Here is a 25,513-nt window from a genome sequence, read left to right on the forward strand (position 1 = left end):
AGATCGCAGAAGACCGCTTCGCCACTTTAAACAAGATCAGCTTTCCGGTTCTCATGTTCGCGCACATGAAACCAGTTGGTCCAGGGAGGAGCCCGGATGGGCATATTGCTGGCGGTCCTTGCACCGCTCGACTTCGTCAATTCGCTGCTGTTGCGGATTGGCCGGGGTATCGGCATCATTGCCGTGGCTCTGATGGTGATCGCGATCCTGGTTCAGGTCGTATTTCGCTATGTCTTCAACAATGCCCTGCCCTGGCCGGATGAAGCAGCCCGTTTCTGCATGCTCTGGATGACCGGTCTGATGGCGCCAACGGCGTTCAGAAGAGGCGGTTTCGTTGCCATCGACATGTTCACCCATTCCCTGCCCCGCATTGTGGGCAGCGTGATTTCGCTGGTTCTTCTGCTGATTTCTCTACTGGTGCTCGTCGTCGCGCTGAAGATCGGCTTTTCCGAAGTCACCGGCTTCGGGGGGCGTTTCGCAACCGCTTCTCTCTATGTGCCGGGCAATCTTTCCTTCAGCGAATGGATCCGTGTGCCGCGCAGCTGGATGATGGCGTCCATCCTCGTCGGCGTCTTCCTGCTGACGCTCGTCAACATCGAGCTGATCCTGCGCAACATCATCGCCAGTTTCGGTGGCGTCGACCGCATGCCGGTCATTCCCGATCCCGACATGGCAGGAGCTGACTGATGCTTATCTGGTTCCTCCCCGTCTTCCTTGTCTTCCTGCTGATCGGACTGCCGGTCTTCTTCGGGCTGCTGGCGGCCCCCGGCCTCTTGCTCTGGCTCAACGGTCAGGAAAAAGACATCACGCTGCTTTACCGTAACGTTTACAACGGCATGGACAGCTTTCCTCTGATGGCGATTCCGTTCTTCATGCTTGCAGGCGAGCTGATGAACAAGGGTGGCATCACCATGCGGCTGGTGGAATTCAGCCAGGCCTTGATGGGACATCTGCGCGGTGGCCTTGCCCATGTGAACATCCTGTCGTCGATGCTGTTTGCCGGTCTGTCCGGGTCTGCCGTTGCCGATACCTCCGCCCTCGGGTCCATGCTGATCCCGGCGATGGAGAAGCAGGGCTACACCCGCCGTTTCGCCGCGGCGATTACCGCTGCAAGTTCCGTGATCGGCCCCATCATTCCGCCATCGGGCATCATGATCATCTACGCCTACGTCATGGGCGAAAGCGTTGCCGCGCTGTTCCTGGCCGGCATCGTGCCTGGCATCATGGTCGGCATCGGCCTGATGCTGATGGTCAAGTTCATGGCCAACAAATACGATCTGCCAAAGGCCCAGAGGATTGTCAGCCCCGGCCAGACCCTGGCACCGGTGGAATACTGGTTTTCCTTCATCGTGCTGCGGGCAAACCTGGCCGCCCTGTTCACGGTGATCGCGGATCTCGTGATCGGCATGACCGGGTTTGAAGCTCTTTCCACGACGACATCCTTCATCCTGTTCGCGGTCTTCCTCGCGCTCTCCCACATGCTGCTCTGGCGCCTCAGAAGTGCCGTCTCGGCGGATTTCCGGGTCGTGTGCAAGAAAGCCGTCGCCCCGTTGCAAACGCCGATCATCATTCTCGGCGGTATTCTGCTGGGTGTCTTCACACCAACGGAAGCGGCCGCGGTCGCCGTTGCCTATGCGCTCGTCATCGGTTTCTTCGTACTTCACTCCATCAAGGTCTCCGAGATCCCGGGTGTGCTGAACAGGGCCGGCATAACCTCCGCAGTGGTGCTGCTGCTGGTCGGAGCGGCGATGGCCTTCAAGACCGTCGTCAGCCTCAGCCACGCACCAGAAATCATGGCCGAGTTCGTCCTGACCCTGTCGGAAAACCCGCTGATCCTGCTGTTTCTGATCAACCTGCTGCTGTTCGTGGTCGGCATGTTCCTGGATGCGGGCCCGGCGATCATCATTCTCGGGCCGATCCTCGGACCGATTTTCGTCAACCTGGGCGTCGACCCGATCCATTTCGCCATCATCATGAGCGTCAACCTGACCATCGGCCTGGCAACGCCGCCAATGGGTCTGGTGCTCTTCGTTGCGGCCTCGGTTTCAAGAGAACGGGTTGAAACCATTGCCAAGGCCATTCTGCCGTTTCTGGCGGTGGAGATCGCGGTGATCTTCCTGATTACCTACATTCCGGCACTTTCGATGACGATCCCGCGTCTGACCGGATTTGCCAACTGATCCTGAGCTGTTCAAAGGGAGGAACCTAATGCTCAAAACTGCACTGAAAACGCTCACCGTCGCGGCGATGCTCGCCGGATCGTCGCTGAGCGCGCTTGCCGCGGACTACACGCTGCGCGCAACCGCCAACTCCAACGAAAACGACGAAGACTATGACGGCCTCGTCGTTTTCAAGAACTTCGTTGAAGCCGCATCCAACGGTGCCATTGAAGTCGAACTGTTCATCGGTACGCAACTTTGCTCCAACGGTGCTGAATGCCTTCAGGGCATTTCCGACGGTGCCATCGACATCTACATCTCCACCTCAGGCGGTGCGGCAGGCATCTTCCCGTATGTGCAGGTTCTCGACCTGCCCTACATGATGAGCGATGACCGGATTGCCGAGCATGTCCTGTCCGGCGAATTCACCCGCACCATGCGCACCATGGCGCTGGAAGATTCAGGCGATACCATCCGCCTGATGACCATCGGCAACACCGGCGGCTGGCGCAACTTCGCCAACACCAAGCACCGTGTGGCCAAGCCGGAAGACCTGAAGGGCCTGAAGATCCGTACCGTTGTGGCCGACCTGCCGCAGGAACTGGTCAAGGCCCTTGGGGCTGCTCCGACCCCGATCCCGTGGCCGGAACTGTTCACCTCACTGCAGACCGGCGTTGTCGAAGGTTCCAAGAACGGCATCACCGACATCATGGGCATGAAGTTCCCGGATGCCGGTCTTCAGTATGTCACCCTCGACGGGCACGCCTACATGGGCGCCCTGTGGTGGATGAACAACGAGAAGTTCCTGTCCATGCCGGAAGACCTTCGCCGCGTCGTGGTGGATGGTTTCTATGCCCTGCAGCAGGCGACCTTCGCTTCGCCGAAGCGCAAGTCGATCAAGGCGTATGAAGACTTCGTCGCCGGCGGCGGCGATCTCTATGTTCCGACCCCGGAAGAAAAGGCAGCCTTCAAGGAAGCCGCCGCACCGGTCTATGACTGGTTCAAGGGCAATGTCGGACGTGGCGGCGAGATCTTCGGCGCTCTGGAAGAAGCCGTGGCTGCGGCCGAAGCCGACATCAATGCCGATCGCTCTGCCGATCTGAACTGACCCTAATACCGTGTCACGCCCAGCCCCCGCAGGGCGTGACACCTTCTACCGATGACCGCTACGCCGCGACGGCGTCTGTTAGCGTCCCGGTCAGAACCGGGCCCAGAGCAGTCCCCGAACATCAATTGAACGGATACATCCAGACCTTGTAATCGCCGACCAGGATATGCGCCTTCTCAATCTCCTCTTTGGTCATCTTCTTGACCACCTCTTCCAGAGAGATCGCGGCGTCGGGGTCTCCCCCGATGGCGGAGAGCGTGTACCACATGTAAGCCCGTATGAGATCCGGAGCCGGCATGCCTCGGCCGACCTCATAGTACCAGCCGACACCGGACTGGGCACCCGGGTGCCCCTTCATCGCGCTTCTGAGATACCACTCGAACGCCCGCTGGTCGTCGCGCTCGACACCCAGCCCCATTGCGTACATCACACCGATCAGTTCTTCCGCATCCGCGTTGCCCGAGCGGGCGGCCGGCCAGAGTTCCTTCATCGCCTCTTCGTAACGGTTGGCTTCCATCAGGTCGCGCGCGGCTTCGATTTCGGCCTGAGCAGAAGCCGTGCAAAGCCCGAGAGCAAAAAGAGCGGCGGTCAGCGTGGTCTTCATGTCTTGCGGTTGCTTCCTCTGGTGTTCGGCCTGTCGGCACCGGCATTGGCCACCGAACTGCCACCGCCTCTCAAACAGGACGACTTCATCGCCTTTGACAGCAAGCAGGCAGCGCTCGGCCAGTTGCTTTTTTACGACAAGATCCTCTCCGGCAACAGGAATATTGCCTGCGCCACATGCCACCACCCGACCCTTGGCACCGGGGATCGGTTGTCGCTCGGCATCGGCGAAGGCGGCGAAGGGCTGGGTCTTCAGCGGATGGCCGGAACCGGTGACAGCCGCATTAAGAAACGGATTCCGCGAAACGCTCCAGGTCTTTGGAATTTGGGGGCAAAAGAGCTTCACGTCCTGTTTCACGACGGCCGCCTGTCGATTGCCTACACCTTCGAGAACGGCTTCAACTCTCCGGCCGAAGAATGGCTGCCAACCGGGTTCAACTCCCTGCTCGCAGCCCAGGCTGTCTTCCCGGTAACGGCCCAATTCGAAATGGCCGGCAATCCGAAGGAAAACGAAGTCGCCGGGGCCATTTACGACCGCATCGACAATGCCTGGCCGATCCTCGCCAAGCGGGTCCGCATCATCCCCGAATATGGCCGCCTGTTTGTCGAAGCCTTCGACCATATCAAAGCGCCGGAAGAGGTCACCATCGTAGAGATCGCCAACGCACTCGCGGCTTTTCAGGCGCTCGAATGGCAAAGCTTCGACAGTCCGTTCGACGCCTATCTCGCCGGAGATGAAAGCGCTCTCGACCCGGCCCAGACGCGCGGCCTCGAACTCTTTTACGGCAAGGCAAAGTGTTCCTCCTGCCATTCCGGCAAGCTGCTCAGCGACCAGAAGTTCCACGCCTTGGGCCTGCCTCCCTTTGGCCCGGGCCGCACACGCAGTTTCGATCCGATGGTTCGCGATGTCGGGGTGATGGGCGAGACCGACCGCCTGGAAGATGCCTACCGGTTCCGGACCCCGATGCTGCGGAACGTCGAGCTTACGGCCCCTTACGGGCACAATGGCGCCTATCCGACGCTTGAAGGGATCATCCGGCATCACCTCGATCCCGAAGGGATGCTGAAGGCCTGGAAGCCGGAAACTGCAGCCCTGCCTCAGGCGCCGTGGCTGGAAGCCATCGATTTCGTGGTCTGGAATGACGCTCGTGAGATGGCGCGGCAGGCCCGTTTCAGGGATATTGAACCTCTCTCCCTTTCGGATTCGGAGATTGCCGATCTGGTGGCTTTCCTGAAAAGCCTGACCGGCACGCAGTCTGTCACGTCTCCGCCCTTCGGCATTCCTGCCACTGTCCCGAGTGGCCTTCCGGTCGACCGGTAAACATCAACAAGGATTTGAAGCTTTTCATGGTTAGTCCATTGAAAGACCAGGCAAGCCGCCTGTTCCCGGGTATTGCGATCGCCGGGCTTGTCGCCATCGCTGCGCAGTTCCTGAACGAGCACTACGGCGCGCCGGCCATGCTGATGGCCATCCTGCTCGGAATGCCACTGAATTTCCTGTCGGAAGAACAACGCACGGGCGAAGGCATCGCCTTCGCCGCACGCACGCTGCTGCGCATCGGTGTTGCCTTGCTGGGTGTGCGTATCAGCGTGGAAATGGTGCAGCAGTTGGGCCTGCCGTTTCTGCTGCTTGTGATCCTCGGCGTTCTGGCCACCATCGGTTTTTCGCTGCTGATCGGCGGCTTCTTCGGCCGGGACAGGTTGTTTTCGTTTCTTACAGGCGGAGCCGTCGCCATTTGCGGCGCTTCGGCGGCCATGGCCATCGGCTCGATCCTACCCAAGCGCGAGCATGCCGAACGCGACCTTGCCTTCACGGTGATCACGGTAACGGTGCTGTCCACCCTGGCGATGATCTTCTACCCCATTCTGAGCTCTTATCTCGGGCTTTCGATGTATGCGACCGGGGTTTTTCTCGGCGGTACAATCCACGACGTGGCCCAAGTCGTGGGCGCTGGGTTTTCGATTTCCGAGGAAACCGGAGACCTTTCGACGCTGGTCAAACTCATCCGCGTCACCATGCTGGCCCCCATCGTGCTGGTTGCCGCGCTTATCCTGCGCAAGAGTTCGGAGCCGGGCAGCGCGCGTCCGCCGATCATGCCGGCGTTTGTCGTCGCGTTTCTGGTTCTTGCCGCACTCAATTCATTCGGTTTCATTCCGGAGGTTGCCAAGGAGGCCGCCGGGCACGTTTCCCGCTGGGCGCTGCTGGCTGCAATTGCGGCGGTGGGCATGAAAACCTCGATCCCAAAACTTCTGGAAGTAGGTGGTCCGGCCATCTGGATGCTTGTCACACAGACCGCGTTTCTGGCGCTCTTCGTCATCGGCGGGATCTGGTTGATCGGCTGATCTTATCATCGGCCTTCCGGCACCCCATATCAGCGCATGAAACCCCGGTTCTTTTCAAGGGCCGGGGCTTTTCTTGTGCGGGCGAGTATGGAATATAGCTCGCACCTCTTTTGGCGGAACGGCAAATACGCCGTGACAAGCCGGACCGGACTTGTTTCCGCCCAAACATTTCGAAAGCGTTTGGATGAAAAGCTACATCACCACCCCGATCTACTACGTCAACGGTTCTCCGCATATCGGTCACGCCTTCACGTCCGTGATGGCCGATATCCTGAAACGCAACCGGCAGGCGCTGGGGTATGACATGATGCTGTCCACCGGCGTGGACGAGCATGGGCAGAAGAACCAGGAAGCGGCGGAAAAGGAAGGCATGTCCGTTGAGGACTACCTTGACATGCGCTGCGCGGAATTCCGGGCCGTCTTCGACCGTCTGGATGTGGCTTACGACTATTTCGTTCGCACCAGCCGCGAAGGCCACAAGACGGCCGTTGCCGGTATGGAGCAGTCGATCTTCGACAAGGACCTGATCGTCAAGAAGAACTACACCGGCACCTATTGCAAGGGCTGTGAAGAGTTCAAGAAGGAATCCGATCTGACCGAAGAAGGTCAGTGCCCGCTGCACCCGACGATGAAGGTAGAGCAGACCGAAGAGACCAACTACTTCCTGAAGATGGAGCCGTTCCGCGAGCGTCTTCTGCAGCACATCGCTGACAATCCGGACTTCGTTCAGCCAGAAGCGTTCAAGAACGAACTGAAGCAGATGCTGTCCGAGCCGCTGGAAGATCTCTGTATCTCCCGGCCGAAAGCCCGTGTGACCCTTGGTATCGAACTGCCGTTCGACACCGAGTTCGTGACCTATGTCTGGTTCGACGCACTGGCGAACTACCTCACCAACATCAACTGGCCGGAAGAAGGCTACGAGAGCTGGTGGGCTGAATGCGAGCATCTGATCGGCAAGGATATTCTCAAGCCGCATGGCGTCTATTGGCCGATCATGCTGATGGCCGCCGGTCTGCCGCTGCCGAAGAAGCTGTCTGTCCACAGCCACTGGGTTGGTGCCGGCGGCGTGAAGATGTCGAAGTCCATCGGCAACGTCGTTGATCCGATCGAGGTGATCGAGAAGCTGGGCGTCGACGCCTTGCGCTGGTACCTCGCACGACACATGCGCGCGGACAGCGACAGCCAGATTTCGGTCGACTTCATCACCCAGTCCTACAACACGGAACTGGGCAACAAGATCGGCAACCTGCTGTCACGTGCGGCGAAGTTCTCCAAGGCCCGTTTCGACGGCAAATTGCCTGCGCCCGGTCCTTTGTCAGCCGAGGACGAAGCGATCCGCAAGTCCGTGCTCGAAGCCACCAAGGGCATGGGCGAATGGATCAACCTTGCTGAAATTCCGGCTCGCGTGCAATCGATCATCACCGTCGCCGACGAGATGAACAACTACTTCGCCGAGCAGGCTCCATGGGATCTGATCAAGAACGAAGAAACCCGTGAGCGCTGCCAGACGGTGATCTACGTGACGTTGGACAGCCTGCGCATCGTGATGGAAGCGTTGACCCAGGTTATCCCGGCATCTGCCGGCAAGGCGCTGGCCATGCTGAACGCCCCGGCGGTCACCAGCCCGTGGAAGCCGGAACTTGACCGGCTGGAAGGCAATAGCGATCTCGGCGAAATCGAGACGCTCTTCCCTCGCGTTCAGTAAGCCTCACCATGGCTTGAACAAAAAGAAGCGCCCCGCACCGGGGCGCTTCTGAAGCCAGGCTATGAGGCCGCCTTTACGCAAAATCTGCCTTCAGCCCCCATTCCCCTGCAGTGCCCGTTCCCTGCAATCTCGCCTGGAAATACCAATTTCGGCGACTTCGCGATCATCACCGTCGTAGTATTCGTACCAGACATGCCAGCCGGCGATGGTCACGATCGTTTCCGCGCAGACCGCGTCCATTGAGGCAGGCTTCATGGTTGTCTCCAACCACTCCTCCAGGCCCTTCGCGCCGGACCGGGGCTCTGGCAATCGATACGTGTAATAGATCGCCTTGTATTGAAGGTCGATGTCCGCCCCCTCAAAGTTCACGGCACCAACGAGACCCGTGGGCGGCATGGCTTGTGCGGTGAAGCTGCTCCGCTCTGCGATCCGCTCGACACGCAATCGGATCAACTCCCCATCTGCCAGAGAATTGATCTGCCCAAGAGACACTAAGACCGCGATGGCAAGAACGCCCACGAGGATGCGCGCACCCCTTGATGAAGGCGTGTAGCGAGGGCGCTCCGGCGCTTCGCGTGGCGGCAGAAAAATCAGAAACAGATTGCCGATGGGAATGATGCCCAGAAGAGCGACAGCATGCCCCCTTCCCGCGTCCCTTGCACGCAGCACGGCAACCCGCGCATAGGCACCGCCGGCAACGAAAGAGATGGTGGCAGCAATCCAGGGCAAACGGTGGGAAAAAGCGTCCGGCAGATACCTGTAGGCGGCATAAAGCAGCCCCAGCAATGTTTCCGACAGAAAAACCGCAATGGCTACCTGCCAGACAACATACATCATGATGGAGCCGTGATTGCTCTTGATCGGCCTGTTTGCGAGTGCCTGGCGGTCATGAAAAACATCAAACGCGAGGACGGCCAGAAAACCGGCAATGATCGCAAGCCAGTTCAACGCGTCGGTATTGACGTTTCCGAAACCCATGATGCTCTCCTCCGGGCGTGCACCCCCCCTCATCAGTCGCAGGCTGTGGCGGCATTAAACCACAGTTTCGGGCAACGTAACGTGATCCCGGGCACAAAGCCCGGCCGGGAAATCGGAGCGCTGAAGTCGTCGGAGGGCGTTGGTGCTGGCGAGCAGTGCCGTCAAAAAACGGCACTCTGCGCCGCAAGGTGCGAAAAGAGCCATGCCGCCCGAGCGTGACGACCTCTCATAATGTCAATTCAGCCCAGTGAGAGGACGCGCGAACCAGAAATTCCCTAGAGAAGACCAGCGACTTCCATAGCCTTGTCGATTTCATGGCGCGTTGTGTCTGTCACCGGCGTCAACGGCAGGCGGACATCTTCAAGGCAAAGCCCCAGTCTCGACAGGGCATATTTGGCGCAAGCCGCCGGCGGTTCCAGGAACATCGCCGTATGCAGAGGCAACAATCGGTCCTGATAGTCTCGCGCAAGTTCGAGATTTTCCGCCAGCGAAGCACTCTGGAATTCCGCGCAAAGGCCGGGAGCCACATTTGCTGTCACTGAAATACATCCCTGCCCGCCATGGGCATTGAAGCCCAGCGCAGCGGCATCTTCGGCACTGAACTGCAGGAACGCCTTGCCACACAGGGCCCGTTGCTTGCTGACCCGCTCCATGCTGCCGGTGGCATCCTTGACGCCGATGATCCGCGACCAGCGCGCCATCTCGGCCATGGTTTCCGGCAGAATGTCGATCACGCAGCGGCCGGGGATATTGTAGAGGATGATCGGGATCGCGCTGTTGTCGTGAAGAACCTTGTAGTGGCTGAGCAGACCCGCCTGGTTCGGCTTGTTGTAATAGGGCGTGACCACCAGTGCCGCATCCGCACCGACGGCTTCAGCATGCTGCAGCATGTCGAGGGATTGTGCCGTCGCGTTTGAGCCCGTGCCGGCAATAACCGGAATGCGCCCTGCCACGATGTCGACGACACGCTTGATGATGTCCTTGTGCTCGATCTTGGAGACAGTCGGGCTTTCACCGGTGGTCCCGACAGCAACCAGCCCGTCGCTTCCCTCGGCTATGTGCCACTCCACGAGACGTTCCAACGCATCGATGTCAACACTTCCGTCCCGGAACGGCGTGACAAGGGCGGGAATGGATCCCTTGAGTTCGAGCATGTGACATCCTCCCGGAGCCATGCTGCCAGCGAGCGCCGCCCCGTGTCCATCGATTGACTGGCGTTACCGATGTGCCACCAAAAGCTTGCCGCTGGCAACCAGCCTTGCCCCTGCATGAACACCTTCCTGCGGTTGGTCTGGCGATCAGGCAGCCAGAAACTCCAGACGATCATCCAGCCGCGCCGGCGTAATTTCCAGAATTTCGGGTGTCACGACGCCTTCCGCAACGAAGGGATCCTCGGCAACAAAGCCTTCGAGCTTTTTCAGGCTGGTGCCGTGAGCCAGAATCCCGCCGCCCCGGCTCGGCTGCAAGCTGCCAACCATCAGGAAATACCCCTCTTCAAACCCACGCTGAATCCAGGCCTTGTGCGCTTCCATCAGCTCGGCCGCACGCGTTTTGTCTGCAAAGGTCAGTGTCACGACAAACATTTTCGTCTCCATGTAAGTTCATGTGAAAGGCAAAGGCGATTTACTGGCTGCGGTTCTGATCCGTTCCGGCCTGGATGCAGTCCAACCAGGTCAGGATCTTGGAAACCTCTCGCTCGACATAGGCTTTGTCCTTGAAGGCTTGGGCGAGCGTCGCGACGCCCTGGCTCCAGCCAAGGACATGCAAGGCATTGTCCCTGGAGTTTTCACCACAGCCGAGTTCGAGGAACTGCTGCTCGAGCCAGTTGCCGAACAGGACCATGATCTCATTCGCCCTCTCGCTGGAGGGGTGATCGACTTTGGCGAGTTCCGTTGTCAGTGTGCCGACAGGACAGCCGTACGCCATGATCTTCGCCTGATTAACGATGACGATCCGGACAAAGCACTCGATCCGCTTCCTTGCCCCGTCCGCCGTCTCGTCCCATTTGGCGAGCAGCTTTCTGCGGTCCGACAACCGCTTGTCGATGACCGCATCCAGGATCTCGTCCTTGGTCTTGAAGTGGTAATAGAAATTGCCGCGCGAGATTTTGACCGCTGCAGCAATGTCGGCAAAGGACGTTTGCGCGAACCCCTGCGCATAGAAAAGGCTGTCCGCCGCATCGACGATCTGACGCCGTGTTTCAACTGCCGTCACCATATTCGCCTCCGCCTGCTTCCCGCACGAGCCTTTAGGACAATTGACCTAAACATGAATTAGGACGATTGTCCAATTTCGTCAAGTCCAGTTGAATGCAGACGGAAAGCGCATTTGAACACGCAGGCACGCAAAGGCTTCGAGAAGACAAAAAAAGCAGCGGCGCTCTGAATTGGTTCTGCCTCACATCAATGTGAAGCGTGGTTGTGGCAACTCCTGACACTCACTGTCAGTAGATCTTGTTTAGGATGCCCGCAGGCAACGAGACCTCGCCTGCCTGCGGGCAAATTTCAAAAAACACCATCACTCTCAACGACTTGATGACTTTGGCAACAATTTTGCGTCAAATGTGGATTAACTGAAACAATGTACGTTTTGATCAACACGATGCAACCAACAGCTTTGACCGCGCATTTATGCACAGGGTGGGTGCGATTTCCGGCATTGGAATGCCGCGTTCGTTGCCTATCTAGAGACCGCTTGGTGGCAGACACAGGTTCGGCTGGAGGCACAGCAGCCGGTTCCCGCGTGGAGGGATAGATATGACTTTGCTGGATGAGCGGATGCAGGAAGCACCGCGTTCCGACGTTACGGACCTGTTCGAACAGGTCAGGGCACAAACACTCGCGCTCGCCGCACCGCTCTCTCCTGAGGACATGGGGCTGCAATCCATGGAAGATGCCAGCCCGCCGAAATGGCATCTGGCGCATACCACCTGGTTTTTCGAAGAATTCATCCTGAAGCCTTCACTGCCCGGCTATCGGCCGCCTGACGATCGCTTCGCTGTCCTGTTCAATTCCTACTATGTCCAGGCAGGTCCGAGGCACACCCGGTCAAAACGGGGCTTGCTTTCGCGGCCAAGCGCAGCCGATGTGCTGGAATACCGCTCCCATGTGGAAGACGCCCTGCGCGAAGGATTGGCCTGCAACGCCTTTTCCCTGGAGCAGGACAAGCTTGAAGAGCTGATCACACTCGGCTGCCATCATGAAATGCAACATCAGGAACTGCTGGTAACCGACCTTCTGCACGCCTTTTCCTTCAACCCCCTGCTGCCTGCCTATGTCGAAGCCAAACCGGTTCCAGTGAGCGCGGTCGAAGACGCCAAGTGGGTGACCTATGACGGCGGTCTTCTTGAAATCGGCCATCAAGGGACCGGTTTTGCCTATGACTGCGAAGGGCCGCGTCAAAAGGTCTGGCTGGAGCCCTACCGGCTGGCGGATCGTCCTGTCACCAACGGCGAATGGATCGCCTTCATGGAAGATGGCGGCTACACCAACCAGACGCTTTGGCTGATGGAGGGCTGGGCTGTTCGGGAACAGAACGGCTGGGACAGCCCTCTCTACTGGTGGCAGCAGGACGATCAGTGGTGGACGTTCACCTTGCAGGGTCCCCGCCCGGTCGACCTTGCAGCGCCGGTTGTTCATGTCAGCTATTACGAAGCAGACGCCTTTGCCCGTTGGGCGGGACACCGGCTGCCGACGGAAGCCGAGTGGGAAGCCGCCGCAGAGCCGACCGGGATTGACGGCAATTTTCTGGAAAGCGGAGCGTTTCTGCCGGTTGGGCGCAAACCCGGCCTCTGGGGTGATGTCTGGCAATGGACCAGCAGCGCATTCAGCCCCTATCCGGGCTTCAGACCACCCGAGGGGGCCATTGGCGAATACAACGGCAAGTTCATGGTCAACCAGATGGTGCTGCGCGGCGGGTCCTGTGCAACGCCGAAGGAACAGATGCGGGCCTCCTACCGCACGTTCTTCTATCCACACCAACGCTGGCAGATGCTCGGCCTGAGGCTGGCGGGAGATCAATGATGACCAAGCATGTATCCCCTGAGGCGCAGGCAGATTTGTTTCGAGACGACATTCTTGCCGGGCTGTTGAAAGACAGGAAGGTCATCAGCAGCAAGTGGCTCTATGACGATGTGGGCTCACATCTGTTCGAGGCGATTACCGAACTGGACGCCTATTATCCGACCCGCATCGAGATTTCGATCCTGACGAAGAACGCAAAGAAATACCGCCGTCTTCCCGGGGCGCGTGGTGCCATGGTGGAACTGGGAAGCGGATCGAGCCGCAAGACAGATCTGCTGCTGGACGCCTTTCCGGATCTCTCCGTCTATATGCCGATAGACATCTCTGCCAACCATCTGAAGGCTGCCGCCGAACGGGTGCGCCGCGCGTACCCGTCTCTGGCGGTCATTCCGGTTGCCGCCGATTTCACGCAGCCCTTCGGACAGCTTCCGCTGCTGCCTGAACTGCCTGTGCTGATCTTCTTTCCCGGCTCCACGATCGGCAACTTCGAAAAGTCAGAGGCTGCGGCGCTCTTGTCGAACATTCGTTCCGCCATGCCGGAGGCCAGCCTGATCATCGGCGTCGACCGGCCCAAGGACGCAAAGGTCCTGCAAGAAGCATATGACGACCCAGCAGGCATCACGGCGGCGTTCAACCAGAACCTTCTGCAACGGATCAACCGGGAACTGGACGGCACTTTCGATCTCGCCACCTTTGCGCACAAAGCCATCTGGAACGTGAGCGAAAGCCGGATTGAAATGCACCTGGAGAGCCTGACGCAGCAGACGGTATCGATCGCCGGTGAGACCATCGCTTTTGCAAAGGGCGAGACGATCCATACGGAAAACTCGCACAAATACAGCGAGGACGCCTTTGAAGGCATCGCCCGCGAAGGCGGATGGCAGATCACAGACATCGACAGTGACGAGAACGACTGGTTCTCCATCTACACGTTGCAGGCCGCCTAGGCCCATCGCAGCAAACAAACGGGAGGCCTCCTAAGGGAGGCCTCGCCCGAAACCGAAACTGCTGCTTTGTCTAATGTCTGTTCGGTCTCCCCCGATGAAGCCGCCGGGGTCTTTTTGACCCTGCCTGTGACACCCGGAAAATCTTGTGATCGCCCAAGGCGGGAGCCGAGGAGTTCAGTGTTTGAGCCTAAAGGTCAGACCTTCCGCTGTCGGACTTCCCATCGCCATAACAAACAAAACCCTTAGATGCAAATTCATTAATAAATTCAATTTATGCATGTATTCTCTTGAGGGCGGATCTGAGCTTTGTCCGGGATCTGCTGCGCCTGGTTCATCTTTTTCAACAATAGATAAAAGCTTCTGACGAGACCCGGGACTGCCGAAAAACAGCCAGATATTGCGACCGCAGAGCACAGGCGGCTCCCGGTGCGAAACATTTGTTTCACAAATTGACAATGTAAAAAACAAATGAAACAGTAACCGGATGGAAACTATTTCGCCGCCCCCTTTGCGCACCGCCATTTCGGCCAATTATGCCGAATTGAGCGATGCCTTGCGGACGGCGGCGGACTATATCGCAGAAAATCAGGTTGAAATCGCCACCCGAAGCCTGCGCTCGGTCGCATCGGCCAGTGGCGTTTCGCCGGCAAGCTATACAAGGCTTGCCAGAGCCTTGGGCTTTTCCGATTACGAAGCCCTGCGCGAGCAGGCCCGGAACGAATTGAGCCATCGCGGGCGGGACACGTTTCGAGACAAGGCCAGGAAGCTTCGCTCCGATGCCGACCTGCCTCTGCTGCCGCGTCAGGTTTCCGCCTGTATCGACAATATCAAGGCGCTGGTGGATGACATCGACCCGGCGGTTCTGCATGCCGCTGTCGACCGGCTCAGCCAGTCCCGGAAGATCATCCTGATCGGCGCCCTCGCCTCAGCTGGTTTTACCGACTATTTCGCCTATCTGGCCAAGTGGTTCGACGACAGGTGGATTGTGGCCGGACGCAATGGCGCGACACTGGGCAGCACGCTTGCCGGCATTACCTCAGACGATACGGTCATCGTCCTCTCCAAACACCCTTATGCCCATCGCTCGGTGCGCGCGGCCGAAGTGGCGGCAGGAAATGGTGCACAGGTGATTGTCCTGACCGACAGCCACGCCTTTCCAGGATTGCAATTCGCGACCTACCACTTCATACAACGCACTGAAAGCCCTCACTTTTTCTCGTCTTACGCAGCCACGCTTGTGCTTATCGAAACCATCACAGGCATGCTGGTTGCGCGGGCCGGAGCCGAGGCGGAAGCCCGGATCCAGGAGGTCGACAGACACAATCGTCTGCTCGACGAATTTGAAAACGTCTAGCGTGGATCGCCATGCCGGACACAAGAAATGAAACAAAGGGAAGCCAAGTCAAATGATGATGAAACTGAACCTTGCGGGCGCCGTTCTGGCGACCAGCATCGCCTTCACCGGAGCAGCCTCTGCAGAGCAATTCATCACCATCGGCACCGGTGGTGTGACTGGCGTTTATTATCCGACGGGCGGAGCGATCTGCCGGCTGGTGAACAAGGGCCGGAAGGATCACGGCATTCGCTGTTCCGTGGAATCCACAGGCGGGTCCGTCTACAACATCAACACCGTACGCGAAGGCGAGCTGGAGTTCGGCGTTGCCCAGTCCGACTGGCAGTACCACGCTTATAATGGCACCTCCCAGTTCGAGGAAAAGGGCCCGTTCGAAGACCTGCGCGCCGTCTTTTCCGTGCATCCGGAGCCGTTCACCGTTGTTGCCCGCGCCGATAGCGGCGTCTCGTCCTTCGAAGACCTGAAAGGCAAGCGCGTCAACATCGGCAACCCGGGATCCGGTCAGCGCGGCACCATGGAAGTTCTGATGGAAGCCATGGGCTGGTCCACGGATGACTTCGCGCAGGCAACCGAGCTGAAGGCTGCGGAACAGTCTGCTGCCCTGTGCGACAACCAGATCGATGCGATGGTCTACACGGTCGGTCACCCGTCCGGTTCCATTCAGGAAGCCACCACGGCGTGCGATTCCAAACTCGTGAACGTGGATGGTGAGGTTGTCGACAAGCTGATCGCGGACAACAGCTACTACCGCAAGGCCACCATTCCGGGCGGCATGTACCGCGGCAATGACGAAGACGTCACCACCTTCGGCGTCGGCGCAACCTTCATCACCTCCGCTAAGGTGGACGATGAAGTCGTCTATACGCTGGTCAAGTCGGTGTTCGAAAACTTCGATGCCTTCAAGAAGCTGCATCCTGCGTTCGCCAACCTGAAGCCGGAAGAAATGGTGAAGGACGGCCTGTCTGCACCGCTGCATCCGGGTGCTGCGAAGTACTACAAGGAACAGGGCTGGATTAACTAAGCCCTTTCGCGCAATGCGGGTCCGGTTCCTGACCGGGCCCGTTCCTCTGCTGCGGCCCATTGACCAGATGACGGGCCAAAGCTTTTCTTGAAAGAATTGACAAATGCCACGGGCTGCGTGGCTTTCGGGTGCCAGCCTCGCGCAACATTGCCGTTGCGCTTCAGCCGGAAGACCGGGGGGAACTTCATGTCTGAGCAAAACCAGCCGAACGGACGGGACCAACGACAGGGACTATCTGAAGCGGAACTTCAGGAACTCGTAGCCTCCTCCGATTCCGGGTCCAGAAACCCCGCGGGATCCGTGGGGATCATGATCGCCACCGTGGCGCTAATCTGGTCCTGTTTCCAGGTTCTGCTCGCCTCGCCCATCGTCTACTACGTGCTGCCGTCGGACATCATCAACAACAGCCGCCAGGTGCACCTGGCCTTTGCGATGTTCCTGGCATTCATGGCCTATCCGGCGCTTTCCAGCAGCCCGAGACACCGCGTTCCGATTCAGGATTGGGCCCTGGCGATTTTCGGCGCCTTCATTTCGCTCTACGGTTTCTTCTTCTACGACAAGATCGTTGCAAACGGGGGGCTCGCGGACGACACCGACAAGTGGTTTGCGCTTGCGGGCATTGTCGTTCTGTTTGAAGCCGCGCGCCGGGCGCTCGGCCCGGCCATGGCCATCGTCGCCACCGTTTTCCTGCTCTACGTGTTCTTCGGTTCGTCCGAATGGGTCCCGGAGGTCATCCGCTGGAAAGGCGCTTCGCTGCAAAAAGCGATGAGCCACATGTGGATCACTTCGGAAGGCGTCTTCGGCATCGCGCTCGGGGTCTCCACCAAATTCGTCTTCCTGTTCGTGCTTTTTGGTGCCTTGCTGGATAAGGCCGGTGCGGGCAACTACTTCATCAAGATGGCCTTCGGCGCGCTTGGCCACCTGAAGGGTGGGCCTGCCAAGGCTGCCGTCGTCGGCTCTGCCGCCACCGGCCTCATTTCCGGCTCGTCGATCGCGAACGTCGTCACTACGGGTACATTCACCATTCCGCTGATGAAGCGAGTCGGCTTCACCTCCGAGCAGGCAGGCTCGGTCGAGGTCGCGTCATCCGTGAACGGCCAGATCATGCCACCGGTGATGGGTGCTGCCGCCTTCCTGATGGTCGAATATGTCGGCATTTCCTATGTCGACGTGATCACCCACGCCTTTCTGCCGGCCGTTATCTCCTACATCGCGCTGGTCTACATCGTGCACCTGGAAGCCGTTAAACGGAACATGCCCACCATCGGGCATAAGACCGTTTCGACCCTGCGCACCATCATCGGCATGTTCGTGTTCTTCGCCGCCTTTGCCGCTCTGTGTTATGGTGTGCAATACCCGGTCGGCTGGATTGTCGCCCTGGTGCCGGAAGGCGCCTCCTGGGTTCTCGCATTGCTGGTTTTCGTTGCCTATCTCGCCCTTTTGAAACTGGCCGCGAGCGTCGATGATCTTCATCCGGACGATCCCAATGCCAAGGAAATCACGCTTCCGGATATCTCGCAGATCTACAAGGCCGGGCTTTACTACCTGCTGCCGATTGTCGTTCTGGTCTACTTCCTGATGATTGAACAGAAGTCACCGGGCCTTTCCGCCTTCTGGGCAACGGCGCTTCTCTTCGCGATCCTCCTGACCCAGCGTCCGATCAAGGCGATCTTCCGGGGCGAGAGCGAGACCGTCGAAGCCTTCAAGTTGGGGGTCGTCGATCTCGTTCATGGCATGATCGACGGCGCGCGCAACATGATCGGCATCGGTCTTGCCACCGCAACCGCCGGCATCATCGTCGGCACCGTAACCCTGACCGGTATTGGCCAAGTGATGGCGGATCTCGTCGAGTTCGTGTCCGGCGGCAATCTGGTGCTGATGCTGGTCTTCGTCGGCATTCTGTCGCTGGTGCTGGGCATGGGCCTGCCGACGACAGCCAACTACATCGTCGTTTCTTCCCTGATGGCCGGTGTGGTGGTCGAACTCGGCGCGCAATCCGGGCTGATCGTGCCGCTGATTGCCGTTCACCTGTTCGTCTTCTATTTCGGCATCATGGCGGATGTGACGCCACCCGTGGGGCTTGCCTCCTTTGCCGCGGCGGCGGTGTCGGGGGGCGATGCGATCAAGACAGGCTTCACCGCATTCTTCTATTCCCTGCGGACCGTTGCCCTGCCTTTCGTCTTCATCTTCAACACCGATCTTCTTCTGATCGACGTCACCGTGACCCAGGGCATACTCGTCTTCATCATGGCGACGATAGCGATCCTGGTGTTTACCGCCGGCACGATGGGCTACTTCCTTACCAAAAACAGGATCTATGAAAGCGTCGCGCTGGTGCTGGTCGCCTTCATTCTGTTCCGTCCGGATTTCTTCATGAACCGCATCCAGCCTCCGTACGAGATCGTCCCTCCGGATCATTTCGTCGAAGCAGTTGGCGATGCGCCGGCAGGAAGCGAAATCCGTCTGGTGCTGAGCGGTCCTGATTTCGACACCGGCAATACGATGGAAACACGCATCGCCATCACGCCCGGGACCGAAGATGGCGGAGAAGCCAGGTTGCAGGCGCTTGGCCTGACGACTCTCGAAGAGGACGGCGTGCTGAAGTTGGAGGAACCCTTCCCTGGAACGCCTTACTTCGAGCAGCTTGGCACGTTCGACTTCTATGGCGACGAACCGGTGGTCGTGAAGGAAGCCAGGCTCGAGGCGGATCAATTACCCAAGGAACTGATTTATATTCCGGGGCTTCTGCTTCTCGCCCTCGTCGTTCTGCTCCAGCGCGCCCGCGCACGCCGGAGCCCCCGTGAAGAAGGAGTAGCGGCATGAGCAAATCCATCCTGTGCGCTATCGACATCCAGCAAGACAACGACGGCATGGTGTTGGAGACGGCCGACAAACTTGCCCGTCTGGATGAGGCCCAGCTCGACGTGATCACCGTTGTTCCGAGCGCCGGCATCAATCTTGTTGCGTCCTACTTCGATGAGAACTTCCAGGGCCAGATGGTCGTGGAAACCCAGAAGAAGCTGGTCGAGAAGGTCTCAAGCATTCTGGGGGCCGAGAGAAACAGCCAGATCCGGCACCTGGTTGCGACCGGCTCGATTTACGAGGAAATCCTCGAAGTGGCGAAGAAGATCGGGGCGGATCTTATCGTCATTGGGGCTCACCAGCCGCATCTGAGTGAATTCCTGCTTGGGCCAAACGCGGCCCGGGTGGTGCGTCACTCCAAGTGCTCGGTCTATGTGGTGCGCGACTAAGCCCTCAGCCATCTGACAGAAGCGCGGCTTTCAGCCGCTCGGCGTCCATGCCGAGCGGTCGCTTGTTCGGCCAGGCGATGAAATAGCCCATACCCGTCTTGAGCGTAGCGCCATCCAGCGGCACGAGTCGTCCGGAGGAAATCTCTTCCCGCAATAACGGCAAGGCGCCAAGCGCGATCCCCTGCCCCTTCAACGCCCACCCTATGGACTGGTTGTAACTTGCACACATGTCAACAGGCCAATCCTTCAGGTCCGTTCTGCCTGTGCGCTGGATCCAGCCAGCCCAGTCGATCCAGTTCGGTGCCAAACGCGGGTAGTTAAGAAGCGATGACTGCTTACCGTCTCCTCCCGACCGCAGGAATTCTATAATCTCCGGCGCCCCCACGGGTGTCAGGGCCTCCTGAAACAGAAGCTCCGAATGCCAGCCTGGAAACCGGCCGTCTCCGTGCAGAATGACAAGGTCATGCTCGGGCTTCAGCAGGTCTCCCAGATCGTCTGCGGTTGCCAGATTGAACAGGCAGGCTTCTTCGGACAGCGCAAAGTCCTTGAGTTTCGGCTGGAGCCAGAAGGCGGCAAGTGCCGTCACTGACGCGATCCGCACGACGGGCCTTTCGGGCACTTTCAGCGCACTCAGCGCCTGTGTCAGATAATCCAGCGTCATGCCGGTTTTCTCTGCCAGATAGGCCCCGGCTTCAGTTGGCTGAAGCCTGCGGCCCGACCGCTCGAACAGGTCAACGCCCAGCCAGTCTTCCAGCTGACGGATGCGTTTGGAAACCGCAGCCTGAGTCACGAACAGCTCATCGGCGGCTTCCGTAAAATTCAGATGACGCATGGCAGCTTCGAAGAAGACCAATGTGTCGAGTGGCGGAAGTGATTTACGATAGGATTGCATTACTGCAGGTTATCAATTGATCCGATTTTTTCCAATCTTTCAAAGAACCGCTGCCTGTTAAATATTCCATTTAGTTGAACTGGAGACGATGACAGATGGCGGAACTGGACTGGCACGCGGAGCGCAGTGACCTTCAGGGTCTGTCGCAGCTCGACCGAACCCCCGAGGTGGAAGGGATCGACCTGGTGGCCGTGCGCACCTATCGGCAACAACGTGTACGGCAGAAGATGGCCGAATATAATGTAGATGCGGTGATCCTGTCAGATCCGGTCAACATCCGCTACGCGACCGGCACGCGGAATATGCAGGTGTTTTCCATGCGCAACGCACCGTCGCGCTACCTGCTGTTGACCCAGAACCGCTCAATCCTGTTCGAATTCACCGGCTGCCTTCATCTTGGCCAGGGGTACGAAACCGTTGATGAAGTCCGTCCGTCGAAAACCGCAAGCTTCGTCGCCGCCGGCCCGCACATTGCCGAGCGGGAGCGCGCCTGGGCAACGGAGATGGCAGACACGATCCATGACCTGACGGGCCTCAAGCACGCTACGGTGGGTTTGGAACGGCTCAATGCGGGAACTGCTATTGCGCTGAAAGAAGCCGGTCTGAACGTGGTCGACGCGCAACATCCGGTAGAGAAGGCGCGCGCAATCAAGTCATCGGAAGAAATGAAATGCGTGATAGCGTCCCTGCGTGCCACAGAGATTGGCGTCGGCAAGCTGAGAGAGGCAATCCGCCCCGGACTGACAGAGGCTGAACTCTGGTCGGTGCTGCATAAATCGATCATCGAGCAGAACGGTGACTACGTCGAAACGCGGCTCCTGAACGCTGGCGCGCGCACCAACCCGTGGTTCCAGGAAACATCGGACAATGTCATCGGCGCAAACGAGCTGATTGCCCTCGATACGGATGTCGTCGGCTGCCATGGTTACTACGCTGACTTTTCCCGCACCTTCCATTCAGGTCCGGATCGGCCGACAGACACCCAGCGCGAGCTTTACAAGGTTGCCTATGAGCAGGTTCACCACAACATGGGCATCCTCAAGCCCGGCATGAGCTTCCGTGATTATGCCGACCGGGCGTGGAACATCCCCGAGCGCTACTATGCCCACCGTTACTACCTGTCCGCCCATGGCTGCGGCATGACCGGTGAATACCCTTATCTCTATCACCACGGCGATTTTGCGGATGCCGGCTATGACGGCATCGTGGAGCCAGGCATGACGCTTTGTGTTGAAAGCTTCATTGGCGAGAAAGGCGCGAAGGAAGGCGTGAAGCTGGAACAGCAGGTCCTGATCACCGAAACCGGCATTGAGACCCTGTCCCGGTTTCCGTTCGAGGCACATCTCCTGGTTTAGGGTATGGACCTAACGGCTCAGCTGCGAATCGCCAGGAACAGGGCGAACACACCGACGAGAACAAGGCTGGAAGCCCAGACGCGGTCAAGATTGAACCACGCCTTTTGCAGAAAGCGCAGGCCCAGCCAGAAATAGACGCCGATAGCGAGAAGACCACCGGCAAGCGCCATGGCGAGCGTGTGAACAGCTGCGACCAGCAACGCCATCTTGAGATCCGCACCCATGAGTGTGCTTGCAGCTGCGTGGCCGGCCTCCTGCTCCATCGCGCAGATGCCCAGATAGATCGGCACCAGCATAAGGCCCGCACCATGGGCAATCGCTACCAGAAAGGACCATAGGCCAAGTTTCGCCGGTGAGATCCGGGCCAGAAAGCGCGGATGTCGATCGGTGATCAGCAGGTAAAGCCCCATGCCGATCACTAGACAGGCGGCCCCAATGCGGATTTCCCTTTCCAGGTTCACCAGCGCCGCCATCGCCGAAAACGGCAGCAGAATGACCAGCATTGCCGCCAGATGCCCTGCGGCAAGCAGGACAAGCGCACGCGGCAGGGCCAGCGCACGCTGCTCCATCAGGGCGGCCGACACAGCCAGCGGCCACCCCATGCCCGGGTTCAGGCCATGATAGAGCCCCGATGCAATGACGGCCCACCAAAGAGCCGTCACACTTGCCTCGTCCAAAACCTAGACCGACGGGAAGCAGAAACTGTCGGTCGAACAGTCACCGCCCTCGAGGCGGATCTGGTGCGAGCGGTATCCCTTCGGAAACTCGACCCAGAAATCCGGATCGAGCGTCAAACCGCCACCGGTCGCAACACGGGCCATTACCATCGCGGCCCCGCCCTCTCCGGGATAGAACTGATCGTCCCAAGTGGAATAGAGGGAATTTGTCCAGTAGACCCGCTGGCCGTCCCGGCTGATCTCGACCATCTGAGGTCCGTAGCCAAAGGTCTTGCCGTTCGGATGTTTGGTCTTTTTCACGATCCCGCCGATCTCGACCTTGCCCGCAAGCGTCGGATTCATCGGGTCCGAGACATCATACTGGTGCATCTCGCCCGTGCCCCAGCAGGCAACATAGAGATATTTGTCGTCAAGGCTGAGGTCGATGTCGGTCACCAGCGGCGGAACCGCGGAAAAGCCTTTCAGGAGTTCAGGCAGGTCTGCCGGGTCGGCCGGCTGCGGGTCGATGGTGATGGTCTTCTTGGCTTCAAACGTGCCGTCATCCTTGCGCCACCAGGTGAAGATCGCCCCCTGCAGGTTGGTGGTGTCGACGACAACCCCGCAAAAGCCGTACTGTTTGGCCGGATCGTGGGCTGGACGAACCTCAAGGGCCATCTGGTGGTTTTCGCCAAGATCGATGGTCTGGATGTTCCTGCGCCCGCGAAGATCCCAGAAATGCAGCTTGTGGCCATACTTGTTGGACAGAAGATCTTCCGCGACAAGCCCGTTTTCGAATTGCGGCGGCAGCCCCCATTCGGACGACACCATGTAGTCTCGCGGCAGGTTCCACCAGAAATCATAGTGCTTGTCCTGGATGCCGCGATCCATTTCGTACCGGCCGAGAATGTCGAAGGTCTCGCAGTCCATGATGAAAATGCCCGGAGGCCCGTCGGTGCCGTCAGCACCGCTGCCGCCAAGGGTGGAGACATATATCCCCTCCGGTCCGCAATGGATGGTGTGCGGGCGGGAATAGCCTGTCTTGGCGAAGACTTCCTCCGGTTCGATGATCTTGTGAATTTTCGCCTGCAGCGGCTCTTTCACATCAATGATGTAAATACGCGACGACCGGATACCCGGAATAATCAGATAGCGGCGTTCCAGAAAGGCGTGGCCCGTCAATGGCGACAGGGCCGAGGAACAGGCGTTCCAGCCGAAATGGTGGAATTCGTCGCCCTTGTTCGGCATGAAGACGGAGTGGACGATCTTGCCGTAGTCCGGGCTTTCCGGATCGACATTGACGACGGCCAGGCCATCGGGCTGCGAGAAATCGGGACTGAGCATCAGGGTGAAAGCCAGTTTTTCAACCGGCGCTTCCATCGCCATGCGCGGCGTCGGATAAAAACTCGGATCAGGCCTCAAATTCATGTCGTCCTCCCTAAACGTGATGAAATTCAAGACGGGATGTCTGCAGTCCTTTTCTTGTTTTTGCCGACCTCCCGAATACGTCTCCAATGCTGCTCGTCATGCATCATGCATCCGGATTTTGCCGATGATCACTTGCCGGACCAAAGGCCATTCCGATTGCAGTTCTCAAAGAATGCCCGAAATAAGATTACGGGTCGATGGCGAAAACGCATCCCAACTTTCCCGGGATGCCCAGAACAGAAAACCTCGACATCAAGTTTCGTTGCAACACGATTTCGAAATGGCCAGCATCGGCGCAATTATTTGCCCTTGCCCTAAAAACAGCCCTAGGCAATCCTGCGATTGCCGCCTATCTAATCGTAAGATTGCGATGGATCACAATGACCATTGTTCTGTTCTTAGCTCCCGTTTACCGCACGACCCGTTCCGGAGACTATCCTTATGAGTGACCCGACCTATACCCCGCCCAAAGTCTGGACCTGGGAGCAGCCAAGCGGCGGCCAGTTTGCCAATATCAACCGGCCCGTTTCAGGTGCGACCCATGAAAAGGACCGGCCCGTCGGCAAGCACCCGCTTCAGCTCTATTCCCTGGCGACCCCGAACGGCGTCAAGGTGACGGTGATGCTCGAAGAGCTGCTGGCGCTCGGCCACAAAGGCGCCGAGTACGACGCCTGGCTGATCAAGATCAACGAAGGCGACCAGTTCTCCAGCGGCTTCGTGGAGGCCAACCCCAATTCCAAGATCCCGGCCCTTGTCGACCACTCGACCGAAACTCCGACCCGCGTGTTCGAATCCGGTTCCATCCTGCTTTATCTGGCTGAGAAGTTCGACGAGTTCCTGCCAAAGGACCCGGCCAAGCGCACCGAAACATTGAACTGGCTTTTCTGGCAGATGGGTTCTGCTCCCTATCTCGGCGGCGGTTTCGGCCACTTTTACGCCTATGCGCCGGAAAAGTATCAGTACCCCATCGACCGTTTTGCGATGGAAGCCAAGCGCCAGCTAGACGTTCTGGACAAGGCTCTGGCCGACCGTCCCTATATCGCCGGTGACGATTACACCATCGCCGACATGGCGATCTTCCCCTGGTATGGCGGAATGGTGCTTGGCCGGGCTTATGATGCCGCGGAATTCCTGTCTGTTCACGAATACAAGAACCTTCTGGCCTGGGCCGAGAAGATCGATGCCCGCCCGGCAGTTGTGCGCGGGCGCAAGGTGAACCGCACCTGGGGCGAAGATCACGAGCAGCTTCCAGAGCGTCACGATTCAGCTGATCTGGATGCCAAAGCCGCCCTGGACCCGGCTGCAGAATAAAATTTCGTTTTGCGGAGGGTCTGTCCCCAGGAACCGCCGCCGGAAATTTTTACACGCCCCGTCTTGGGTCAAAGAGGCTGGATATTGCAAGCGACCGGGAAAATTTACTATTTCCCGGCGCTTTTTGAGTATTCCGACTCCGGAATGCCCTCTGGCACAGTTTCCGATACCCTTATTTTGTAAATCCCGTGAAATTTATATCGCGCTGCTCTGACTGTGCAGTGCGGTAATACCCTCCAAATTCAATCGGAAGACACCTTGTCATAAGTAAAATTTTCGTTTCTAAATTCGCAGCACGTTTGTGAGGGACAGGGCGCACGGGGGGAGCTTGTTCGCCGAACCGGCCAACTTGACCTCACCACAGGCCATTTCCTCGACACTTG

General features: G+C 58.6%; 22 protein-coding genes. 14 read left to right on the forward strand and 8 right to left on the reverse strand.

Going from position 1 to position 25,513, the window contains the following annotated elements:
- Positions 1-96: 96 nt before the first annotated feature.
- Genes V1T76_RS11365 through V1T76_RS11375 form a run of 3 tightly spaced genes read left to right on the forward strand, consistent with a single transcriptional unit; the run spans position 97 to position 3,267 of the window.
- Positions 97-687: a TRAP transporter small permease gene (locus V1T76_RS11365; protein ID WP_330560770.1), complete on the forward strand. Its 591-nt coding sequence runs from the start codon at positions 97-99 to the stop codon at positions 685-687.
- Positions 687-2,180: a TRAP transporter large permease gene (locus V1T76_RS11370; protein ID WP_330560771.1), complete on the forward strand. Its 1,494-nt coding sequence runs from the start codon at positions 687-689 to the stop codon at positions 2,178-2,180. Before V1T76_RS11365 ends, V1T76_RS11370 begins: the two co-directional genes overlap by 1 nt.
- 28 nt (positions 2,181-2,208) lie before the next feature.
- Positions 2,209-3,267 carry a TRAP transporter substrate-binding protein gene (locus V1T76_RS11375; RefSeq protein ID WP_330560772.1) on the forward strand — a complete coding sequence of 353 codons (1,059 nt, stop codon included), beginning with the start codon at positions 2,209-2,211 and terminating at the stop codon, positions 3,265-3,267.
- A 121-nt stretch (positions 3,268-3,388) separates the two neighbouring features.
- Here the strand turns inward: V1T76_RS11375 and V1T76_RS11380 are convergent, their stop codons facing one another.
- Complete coding sequence (locus V1T76_RS11380; protein WP_330560773.1) at positions 3,389-3,871, reverse strand: tetratricopeptide repeat protein; 483 nt, start codon at positions 3,869-3,871, stop codon at positions 3,389-3,391.
- 3 nt (positions 3,872-3,874) lie between these two features.
- On the opposite strand from V1T76_RS11380, the gene V1T76_RS11385 reads away from it, so the two are divergent.
- The 3 genes from V1T76_RS11385 to metG all read left to right on the forward strand — a co-directional run bounded on the left by V1T76_RS11385 (position 3,875) and on the right by metG (position 7,918).
- Complete coding sequence (locus tag V1T76_RS11385) at positions 3,875-5,191, forward strand: cytochrome-c peroxidase (protein WP_330560774.1); 1,317 nt, start codon at positions 3,875-3,877, stop codon at positions 5,189-5,191.
- A gap of 26 nt (positions 5,192-5,217) precedes the next feature.
- Positions 5,218-6,213: a YeiH family protein gene (locus V1T76_RS11390; protein WP_330560775.1), complete on the forward strand. Its 996-nt coding sequence runs from the start codon at positions 5,218-5,220 to the stop codon at positions 6,211-6,213.
- Positions 6,214-6,397: 184 nt separating this feature from the next.
- Positions 6,398-7,918, forward strand: coding sequence for a methionine--tRNA ligase (gene metG / locus V1T76_RS11395; protein WP_330560776.1), 1,521 nt, complete (start codon positions 6,398-6,400; stop codon positions 7,916-7,918).
- A 90-nt stretch (positions 7,919-8,008) separates the two neighbouring features.
- Here metG and V1T76_RS11400 read toward each other — a convergent pair whose 3' ends face one another.
- The 4 genes from V1T76_RS11400 to V1T76_RS11415 form a co-directional block, all read right to left on the reverse strand.
- Positions 8,009-8,896: a hypothetical protein gene (locus V1T76_RS11400; RefSeq protein ID WP_330560777.1), complete on the reverse strand. Its 888-nt coding sequence runs from the start codon at positions 8,894-8,896 to the stop codon at positions 8,009-8,011.
- 275 nt (positions 8,897-9,171) lie between these two features.
- Positions 9,172-10,050: a 4-hydroxy-tetrahydrodipicolinate synthase gene (gene dapA, locus V1T76_RS11405; protein ID WP_330560778.1), complete on the reverse strand. Its 879-nt coding sequence runs from the start codon at positions 10,048-10,050 to the stop codon at positions 9,172-9,174.
- A gap of 144 nt (positions 10,051-10,194) precedes the next feature.
- Positions 10,195-10,479: a YciI family protein gene (locus tag V1T76_RS11410; protein ID WP_330560779.1), complete on the reverse strand. Its 285-nt coding sequence runs from the start codon at positions 10,477-10,479 to the stop codon at positions 10,195-10,197.
- A 40-nt stretch (positions 10,480-10,519) separates the two neighbouring features.
- Positions 10,520-11,113, reverse strand: a complete 594-nt coding sequence (locus V1T76_RS11415; RefSeq protein WP_330560780.1) for a TetR/AcrR family transcriptional regulator — start codon at positions 11,111-11,113, stop codon at positions 10,520-10,522.
- Between the two features lie 539 nt (positions 11,114-11,652).
- On the opposite strand from V1T76_RS11415, the gene egtB reads away from it, so the two are divergent.
- The 6 genes from egtB (at position 11,653) to V1T76_RS11445 (ending at position 19,491) form a co-directional block, all read left to right on the forward strand.
- A complete protein-coding gene (egtB, locus tag V1T76_RS11420) occupies positions 11,653-12,918 on the forward strand; it encodes an ergothioneine biosynthesis protein EgtB (RefSeq protein WP_330560781.1) in 1,266 nt (421 codons plus the stop codon).
- Positions 12,918-13,865, forward strand: a complete 948-nt coding sequence (gene egtD, locus V1T76_RS11425; RefSeq protein WP_330560782.1) for an L-histidine N(alpha)-methyltransferase — start codon at positions 12,918-12,920, stop codon at positions 13,863-13,865. The genes egtB and egtD overlap by 1 nt, the downstream gene beginning before the upstream one ends.
- Positions 13,866-14,349: 484 nt before the next feature.
- A complete protein-coding gene (locus V1T76_RS11430; RefSeq protein ID WP_330560783.1) occupies positions 14,350-15,219 on the forward strand; it encodes a MurR/RpiR family transcriptional regulator in 870 nt (289 codons plus the stop codon).
- Positions 15,220-15,271: 52 nt separating this feature from the next.
- Complete coding sequence (locus V1T76_RS11435) at positions 15,272-16,240, forward strand: TAXI family TRAP transporter solute-binding subunit (protein ID WP_442970107.1); 969 nt, start codon at positions 15,272-15,274, stop codon at positions 16,238-16,240.
- A 186-nt stretch (positions 16,241-16,426) separates the two neighbouring features.
- Complete coding sequence (locus V1T76_RS11440; RefSeq protein ID WP_330560784.1) at positions 16,427-19,063, forward strand: TRAP transporter permease; 2,637 nt, start codon at positions 16,427-16,429, stop codon at positions 19,061-19,063.
- Positions 19,060-19,491 carry a universal stress protein gene (locus V1T76_RS11445; RefSeq protein ID WP_330560785.1) on the forward strand — a complete coding sequence of 144 codons (432 nt, stop codon included), beginning with the start codon at positions 19,060-19,062 and terminating at the stop codon, positions 19,489-19,491. The genes V1T76_RS11440 and V1T76_RS11445 overlap by 4 nt, the downstream gene beginning before the upstream one ends.
- A gap of 4 nt (positions 19,492-19,495) precedes the next feature.
- On the opposite strand, the gene V1T76_RS11450 is transcribed toward V1T76_RS11445, so the two are convergent.
- A complete protein-coding gene (locus V1T76_RS11450; protein ID WP_330560786.1) occupies positions 19,496-20,383 on the reverse strand; it encodes a LysR family transcriptional regulator in 888 nt (295 codons plus the stop codon).
- Positions 20,384-20,478: 95 nt separating this feature from the next.
- On the opposite strand from V1T76_RS11450, the gene V1T76_RS11455 reads away from it, so the two are divergent.
- Entirely contained in the window at positions 20,479-21,738 is a 1,260-nt protein-coding gene (locus V1T76_RS11455) for a M24 family metallopeptidase (RefSeq protein WP_330560787.1), read from the forward strand.
- A gap of 17 nt (positions 21,739-21,755) precedes the next feature.
- Here the strand turns inward: V1T76_RS11455 and V1T76_RS11460 are convergent, their stop codons facing one another.
- Both V1T76_RS11460 and V1T76_RS11465 read right to left on the reverse strand, forming a co-directional pair.
- Positions 21,756-22,340: a hypothetical protein gene (locus tag V1T76_RS11460; protein ID WP_330560823.1), complete on the reverse strand. Its 585-nt coding sequence runs from the start codon at positions 22,338-22,340 to the stop codon at positions 21,756-21,758.
- A gap of 78 nt (positions 22,341-22,418) precedes the next feature.
- Positions 22,419-23,819: a selenium-binding protein SBP56-related protein gene (locus V1T76_RS11465; RefSeq protein WP_330560788.1), complete on the reverse strand. Its 1,401-nt coding sequence runs from the start codon at positions 23,817-23,819 to the stop codon at positions 22,419-22,421.
- A gap of 441 nt (positions 23,820-24,260) precedes the next feature.
- On the opposite strand from V1T76_RS11465, the gene yghU reads away from it, so the two are divergent.
- The gene (gene yghU / locus V1T76_RS11470; RefSeq protein WP_330560789.1) at positions 24,261-25,130 is read left to right on the forward strand and encodes a glutathione-dependent disulfide-bond oxidoreductase; all 870 of its coding nucleotides are present in this window, start codon (positions 24,261-24,263) and stop codon (positions 25,128-25,130) included.
- The last annotated feature ends 383 nt before the right edge of the window (positions 25,131-25,513 follow it).

It is taken from the genome of Roseibium sp. FZY0029 (assembly GCF_036350355.1).
Taxonomy (GTDB): Bacteria; Pseudomonadota; Alphaproteobacteria; order Rhizobiales; family Stappiaceae; genus Roseibium.